The following is a 6,766-nucleotide window of genomic DNA, read 5'->3' as shown; positions in this document are numbered from 1 at the left end:
AGAAATTCTGACATACTCGGCAGGCAGGCATAGAGGTGATCTCATTGAATTGATAGCACAATCAGTAGATCACAAAACTCTATGCCTGTCTTTTTTCACCCGCCCATTACTGGGGATTCCTCAGCGCTAAAAAGCGGGCTTTTTTAAATCTGGCTCCTCTGACTGGATGCGATACTTGATGTATCTGTTTGAATTTAAATTGATTTTGTTTTTAAAATTAAACTGAGGCCCTCAATAAGGCCCCAAATATTATTGCTGATTAAAAACGTGATTTTTATCATATTTTTGGTTGTAGTACTGTCCGCAGGTAGACATGACAATCGGCTATTGTGCCAAGAGCAAACGGATTCAGATCAAAGATAGCGGCATTCTACTCATCGTGTTGGATACAAGATGCTCGCCTTCTGAGATAATTATCTGAAAAGGAATCTGAGGTGCGAGGCATATTCTTGATATTGATTTTGCTCAATGACGGCATCTTAGGTTTAATGCTAAATGCTTGAACTAACAGGATCAAGAAAGGATCAATAATGCCGATTCTTCAGTCAGACCTTCTTAACGCAGGCCTACGCCGCTCTGCGCAGAGGCAATTAACCAAACGCCTTGGTCAGCCCACAGCCTTTCTAAGCCACAGCCATAAGGATGCCCCGCTTGCGCTAGGACTACAGGAATTGCTGAATAATCAAGGATGGGATGTCTACATCGACTGGCAAGATCAGACAATGCCTGAGAAACCGAACTCTGAGACAGCCTCCAATATCAAAGCAGCCATTGTTCGCGCCGATTGGTTTTTCTTTCTCGCAACACGGCATTCAATGGCATCGCGCTGGTGCCCATGGGAAATCGGTTTTGCGGATGGTAAAAAGATCTATGACCGCATCGCTATTGTCCCCACCCAAGACAATCTGGGACATTTCTATGGTAACGAATACCTGAATCTCTATAACAAAATCGATGTATCTACTGGTACTTCTGACCTTGCATTTTTTGATACCCGTGGCAATGGCAAGTGGGTTCGCTACCTTTAATTCTAATCAGCAAAGAATCAAAACATGAAAAGAGAACTTCTGCGCCTCATCGACAGTCTGTCTAAAGAGCTAGACGAGGGCAATCTTGCAGTTTTTGCAGGTGCTGGTTTATCCCGATCAGCGGGCTTTGTAGATTGGAAGTCACTGTTGAAACCAATCGCTGACGACTTAGATCTTGATGTTGAAAGAGAATGGGACTTGGTGACCCTTGCTCAGTACCACGCTAATGCCAATGCGGCAAACCGCTCGAAATTGAATCAGATGCTTGTCTCTGAATTTTCATCTGGTTTAGCACCAACTGAGAATCATGAAATTCTAGCCAGACTACCAATCCAGACCTATTGGACTACAAACTACGACAAGCTCATAGAGAGCTCGCTTGAACGAAATGGTAAAATTCCTGACGTCAAGTACACCAATAAGCAATTAGCAACTACCCGTCCCAAGCGAGATGCTGTCGTTTACAAAATGCATGGAGATGTTGATCACGCATCAGAGGCTGTGCTGATCCGGGATGATTATGAACGCTATCACATAAAGATGCAGCCGTTCATTACTGCCCTCAGCGGTGACCTGATAGCTAAAACTTTTCTTTTCTTGGGGTTCAGCTTCACTGATCCGAACCTTGAGTACATTTTGAGTCGAGTTAGAATTCAATTTGCGCAGGACCAGCGTCAGCACTATTGCATCCTGCGTAAGGCTAGCAGACAGGAAGGTGAAGAACTGGCCGATTTCGAATATCGTGAACGCAAAGAAGAACTCTTCAGGCATGAATTGCTACGGGTTGGGATCAAGGTTGTAAGTGTTGATGAGTTTTCTGAAATCACCGATATCCTGAGAGAAATTGAACGCCGCCACAAACGTAAAACCATTTTTATATCCGGTGCCGCTCATGACTACACTCCCTGGAGCGCGTCAGAGGCGGAACAGTTTGTTTACAGACTAAGCAAAGCTATCAGTAAACAGCAGTATCGTGTTATCTCAGGATTCGGTCTGGGGATCGGCAGTGCTGTCATCACTGGTGTACTCGAAGAAACCATTATGAATGGTGGTCGTCTCGACAGTGATCAATTAGTCCTTCGCCCTTTTCCCCAGAGTCAGTCAGGTGAACGTGCTTTACCTGAGCTCTGGACCGAGTACCGCCGTAACATGCTTGCTCACGCAGGTGTTGCTCTCTTTCTATTTGGTAACAAGTTGGATAAGACAGGGGCTGTAGTGCCATCCAATGGCATGCGTGAAGAGTTTGATATTGCAATAGCTAACGGTCTTTTTGTTATTCCGGTTGGTATTACCGGTTCGATCTCAGCCGAACTGTGGCAAGAGGTAATTAATACCTATGACGAATCGAAGTACCAGCAAGGCAAGAAGATCACTCCTCTACTTCATAAACTGGGTTCCCAAGATACTGACTTGGCTCATGCCCATGACGTCATACTCTCTCTCCTATCCCTCATCTAAGGATAAAATAATGACAAGAAAAGTATTTTTTAGTTTCCAGTATGAAGACGTACAACGTGCGATGAATGTACGAAACAGCAACGTGATCGCTTCTGACACCAAGGTGGGTTTCATCGACAAAGCTGATTTCGAAGAAGTTGAGCGTAAGGGAGATTCTGCCATTAAGAAATGGATAAACGATCAGCTTTACGGTACGAGCGTCACTGTAGTTCTTATTGGAGCCACAACAGACAAGAGCAAATGGGTAAAGTACGAGATTGAGCAAAGCATTGAGCGCGGCAATGGCATCTTGACCATTGATATCAGTAAAATCGCAGATCTGAAAGGGAACACTACCGACTGCTGTTCGCTTCGTGTTCCTGGTGCCCCTCACTATTTATGGAACAAAGGAAATGGTCGAGAGAACTTAGGGAAGTGGGTTGAGGCCGTTGCTGAAGCTGCTGGTAAGTAATTTCGGTGAGTGATGCTGTAAAGCCAAGGGCACGGACTGAATCCCCTGATTTGGCGACAGCCAGGCTATCTCCCTGGCTGACACGGGCTTAAATATGATAAATGGAGTCAAAATGCCACGTAGAACATTTTTTTCCTTTCACTATGGGCCTGATGTCTGGCGCGCTTGGAATGTCCGTAACAGTTGGGTTGTTAGGGAAGCCAATGAGGAAGACCGGGGTTTCTTTGATAGCAGCGTGTTTGAGGCATCGAAAAGAGAGAGTGACAATGCACTAAAAACTTTTCTCCGCAAGGGATTAGACAACACTTCTGTTACCTGTGTCCTTGCTGGAACCCAAACATGGGAACGTCGGTGGGTACGCTATGAAATTGCCCGTAGCGTCATCAAAGGAAATGGATTACTTACCGTTTACATTCACGGGGTCCAAAACAAAGACAAGGAGACATCTATAAAGGGGGCTGATCCATTAGCACAGATGGGCCTTTATAGAACCGAGCATGGCATCTATCTCGCCGAATGGAAAGGCGGAAAGTGGGTAGCTTATGCAGATTATACTCTTGCAATCCCGGAGGGGGATCTATGGTTCACTGCGCCAAAAACGAACAACGTAGTCCCACTGTCAACTCACTGCCTGAGCTACGATTTCATTGGCCAAGATGGCAGAAAAAATATTGGCGGGTGGATTGAAACTGCTGCGGAAATGGCTGGTCGATGAGCGATACTTCAAATATAAGGTCTCCATACCAGCTTATTATGCTTGGTGCGGCCAATGGGCATGATAATGGCCTACGTCATAATATTGATTCGGCGCTTCAGAAACTGGGGATCCCTACTTGCTCGATCAAGTACTTCTACGAATTCAACGCAGCTGACCGCAGCTTAAAGTTGCCGACGATGGCCATATTTTTCGGCTCTCCAGAAAATACTGCCGATACAGCACTTGTTACAGAATTGATTGACGATTCGAATGTTATCGCTCCGATCGTCTCAGATTTGTCTCAAGTACATGAGGAAATTCCGCCGCAGCTAAGACACATAAACGCTATTGTGTTGGGCTCCAACGATGAAGGAATCGACCGTCTAGTCACGTTAGTTCTCGAGACTTTCCGGTTGTTACGACGTGAGCGACGTTTGTTCATCAGCTACAAGCGGGCTGGCTCTCAGCCCCTAGCCGATCGATTGTACGATGCTCTAGATGCTCGCGGTTTTGACGTTTTTATTGACGTGAGGTCGGTACCTCCGGCCGCAGATTTCCAATCTCAACTTTGGCACAGGATGTCGGATTCCGATGTCGTGGTTCTGATCGACACTCCTGGATTCAGAGAAGGCCGCTGGACTTCCGAAGAACTGGCTCGCGCTAATGCGACCAATGTTCAAATCTTGCATCTTCTATGGCCGGGGCAAAAGGAAGATCCAGCATCATCTTTCAGTCACTTCATGAAGCTTAAGCGTAGCGACTTTGTTGGATGTCTTCCTATGCGGGGTCGTTGGGCAACAAAGGGACTGGTGAAAAGAATATGTGACGAGGTCGAGCGACTGCGCGCACCGGCAATCGCTGCCCGCCACCGATATTTGGTTGATAACTTTTGCGACGCAGCCCGCGATGAGGGGTTTAATCCAATCGTTCAGATTGAAGGCTGGATTTCTCTTGAATCCAAGTCAGAAAGGGGACTCGCTATAGTGCCAGCAGTGGGTATACCTACTTCTGATCGTATCAATGAAGTTTTCGAAGCCATCACTCATAATGTTGTTGAAACGAAGGAGATATGGATGATTTATGACAACAGAGGCGTACTGAAAACTTGGCTCTCACATCTAGATTGGCTTGATTCCTATTTACCGATCAGGGCTATACAGATGTCGAAGGTTCCCCAACTTCTGAAGGAGTTCATTGCGTGATAGAGATATTTCTATCTGCCAGCGTACCTTTGCCCAATCGTGATCGAGCATTTTTCGATACTGCTGATGTTCTTGCTATTCGGGAAGCGATAAAAGCGTTAGTTGAAGTAGTGTTGCCGATTGGACGAATTACGTGTGGTGGTCATCCAGCAATAACTCCTCTCTTGGCGTTATTTTCACGTGAGGCCAGCCTGGATCGTAATCGGTTGGCAATTTACCAAAGTAAACTATTTGAGGGGCGCTTGCCTCCAGAATTGGAAAATTTCGTCAACATACACATGGTGCCTGCGGTTAAAAATGACAGAGAGGCCAGTTTGACAGCCATGAGGCGTGCAATGATCGAAAGTCAAAATTTCAACGCAGCTGTGATCATCGGCGGCATGGAGGGCATCTATGAGGAGCATAAACTATTTACGGAATCCCATCCCAACGCTGCTGTGCTGCCTCTCTCAACGACAGGTGCCGCCGCAAGAATCATTTATCAACAGGGGCAATATGATCCGTTATTTGCGCGTGATAGAACATATTCTAGTTTGTTTCGTCGAAAACTGCTGTCTATCAGTTAATGCAGGAAAATAATATTAGGTAAGACTATCGCACAGCCTAAGTAAGCGATATATCTAATATGGGAATTGAGGAAAATCATGGTGCGTTGGTAAACCAAATATAACAACGAGCGCCCCATGAATCCCCCAAAATTGATGCAGGGATGGTACCAGTTGGTGCTTAAATACTGGAAACCAAAAAAAATTGAACTAAAATAGATATGTTTATAAATAGATCTCTCCCGTTCCCTGATCAACACGTTTATAGTAATCAGAAAATTGACATGGGTCAGATATAACTAAATTTTTGTCACTGCGAAATTCAAGTTCTATTTTTTTTATAAGATCATTTGCGGGTATAGATTGTTCTAAGAGGATCTTTTTATAGCCTATACCTCCATGATACCCAATCGAGTCTAAGTCTACTTCAATTGCTTTATCACCGAAATAATAGAAATGATCTGAAATCAACACTTGGTCGGCAGTAGTATCACGTTTTAGATTGGTCATATTAAATGAGCCATCAGCATTGCTATGATGAGAGTCTTCTTGAATCCATTGATTATTGTCATCTTGATGGTAGATATTATCTCCCAACATCTGTACATGGCTACCATTTCTAGCAGGCTTTTTGATAGAGAATCTGGTATCTCTCCAATAATCATTAAAGCTAATTTTTTCAGTAACTTTCATTAACAAGATACATTTATGTTTAACTTTTTTTAAATTAACGCCTCCAACTCCTAATATCCAATCACCCACTTTAGCCGATTTTCTAATTCCAGGTTTGCATGTTGCTAAAGTACAATAACCATGAAATGGGTTAGGGGCAAAACCAAAATCTCGCGTTATTATATAAGCATAAAGATGAGAGTTAGGTTCAATTAGCATACGACATTACCTCCTTGTCCTTTACCCCGTTCTGTTCCATCAGGTTTTTCAAAGCTCGTTTTTCCTTCTAATGCGTTGATAATGGCATCGCTTCTCCAGGCAACGATAGTAGTTGCATATTTTTCGAGATTTTCGGGTAGTTTTACTTCTCCTTTTAAACCATTCTCATACACACCTATGATTGGTTTTCCAAGTTGATGAGCTGCTTGAATTTCCCAGTTTACCCAAGGCCTTGTATGTGTTTCTTTCCCGATAACCACTATAACTTGACCAGCCCATCTCATTTTCATTCTAAGTAGGCGTGCTATCGTTCTATCGCTAATCTTTTTTTCATCTGCACGTCTCTGGTTTTCAGGTTTCATTCTGACAGAACTATTACGTAGCTGATAACCTTTTGCTGCAGCTAAACGAGAAACGCCATCAACACTGGCATCATCTTTGTGATGATGACTAACAAAAACATTTTTTTTAATTTCTTTAGCCATTTATTAAAT

The 6,766-nt window shown here is 44.0% G+C and carries 8 protein-coding genes; 6 read left to right on the top strand and 2 right to left on the bottom strand.

Annotated features, from left to right (window positions below; translation table 11 throughout):
* Positions 1–530: 530 nt before the first annotated feature.
* The 6 genes from WB371_RS15690 (at position 531) to WB371_RS15665 (ending at position 5,402) form a co-directional block, all read left to right on the top strand.
* A complete protein-coding gene (locus WB371_RS15690) occupies positions 531–1,028 on the top strand; it encodes a toll/interleukin-1 receptor domain-containing protein (RefSeq protein ID WP_079827157.1) in 498 nt (165 codons plus the stop codon).
* Between the two features lie 24 nt (positions 1,029–1,052).
* The gene (locus WB371_RS15685; protein WP_079904003.1) at positions 1,053–2,486 is read left to right on the top strand and encodes an SIR2 family protein; all 1,434 of its coding nucleotides are present in this window, start codon (positions 1,053–1,055) and stop codon (positions 2,484–2,486) included.
* Positions 2,487–2,496: 10 nt separating this feature from the next.
* The gene (locus WB371_RS15680; RefSeq protein WP_079827159.1) at positions 2,497–2,937 is read left to right on the top strand and encodes a TIR domain-containing protein; all 441 of its coding nucleotides are present in this window, start codon (positions 2,497–2,499) and stop codon (positions 2,935–2,937) included.
* Between the two features lie 112 nt (positions 2,938–3,049).
* A complete protein-coding gene (locus WB371_RS15675; protein ID WP_079827160.1) occupies positions 3,050–3,652 on the top strand; it encodes a TIR domain-containing protein in 603 nt (200 codons plus the stop codon).
* Positions 3,649–4,836 (top strand): toll/interleukin-1 receptor domain-containing protein, encoded by a 1,188-nt coding sequence (locus WB371_RS15670; protein ID WP_079827161.1) that lies wholly within the window; start codon positions 3,649–3,651, stop codon positions 4,834–4,836. The genes WB371_RS15675 and WB371_RS15670 overlap by 4 nt, the downstream gene beginning before the upstream one ends.
* Positions 4,833–5,402 carry a hypothetical protein gene (locus tag WB371_RS15665; RefSeq protein WP_336220959.1) on the top strand — a complete coding sequence of 190 codons (570 nt, stop codon included), beginning with the start codon at positions 4,833–4,835 and terminating at the stop codon, positions 5,400–5,402. The genes WB371_RS15670 and WB371_RS15665 overlap by 4 nt, the downstream gene beginning before the upstream one ends.
* Before the next feature lie 204 nt (positions 5,403–5,606).
* Here the strand turns inward: WB371_RS15665 and WB371_RS15660 are convergent, their stop codons facing one another.
* Together WB371_RS15660 and WB371_RS15655 are read right to left on the bottom strand one after the other, a co-directional pair.
* Positions 5,607–6,272 (bottom strand): hypothetical protein, encoded by a 666-nt coding sequence (locus tag WB371_RS15660; RefSeq protein WP_079904007.1) that lies wholly within the window; start codon positions 6,270–6,272, stop codon positions 5,607–5,609.
* Entirely contained in the window at positions 6,266–6,757 is a 492-nt protein-coding gene (locus WB371_RS15655; protein ID WP_079904008.1) for a TIR domain-containing protein, read from the bottom strand. Before WB371_RS15655 ends, WB371_RS15660 begins: the two co-directional genes overlap by 7 nt.
* Positions 6,758–6,766 lie beyond the last annotated feature (9 nt).

The sequence above is a fragment of the Citrobacter amalonaticus genome (genome assembly GCF_037053465.1).
Lineage (GTDB): Bacteria > Pseudomonadota > Gammaproteobacteria > Enterobacterales > Enterobacteriaceae > Citrobacter_A > Citrobacter_A amalonaticus_H.
The sequence above is the reverse complement of the archived record's forward strand: the minus strand, read 5'-3'. Positions and strand labels throughout refer to the sequence as shown.

Bases quoted from the DNA above. Each gene is read 5' to 3' on its own strand.
- WB371_RS15685 (WP_079904003.1), top strand. From the start codon at position 1,053: ATGAAAAGAGAACTTCTGCGCCTCATCGACAGTCTGTCTAAAGAGCTA.
- WB371_RS15690 (WP_079827157.1), top strand. From the start codon at position 531: ATGCCGATTCTTCAGTCAGACCTTCTTAACGCAGGCCTACGCCGCTCT.
- WB371_RS15655 (WP_079904008.1), bottom strand. From the start codon at position 6,757: ATGGCTAAAGAAATTAAAAAAAATGTTTTTGTTAGTCATCATCACAAA.
- WB371_RS15680 (WP_079827159.1), top strand. From the start codon at position 2,497: ATGACAAGAAAAGTATTTTTTAGTTTCCAGTATGAAGACGTACAACGT.
- WB371_RS15675 (WP_079827160.1), top strand. From the start codon at position 3,050: ATGCCACGTAGAACATTTTTTTCCTTTCACTATGGGCCTGATGTCTGG.
- WB371_RS15670 (WP_079827161.1), top strand. From the start codon at position 3,649: ATGAGCGATACTTCAAATATAAGGTCTCCATACCAGCTTATTATGCTT.
- WB371_RS15660 (WP_079904007.1), bottom strand. From the start codon at position 6,272: ATGCTAATTGAACCTAACTCTCATCTTTATGCTTATATAATAACGCGA.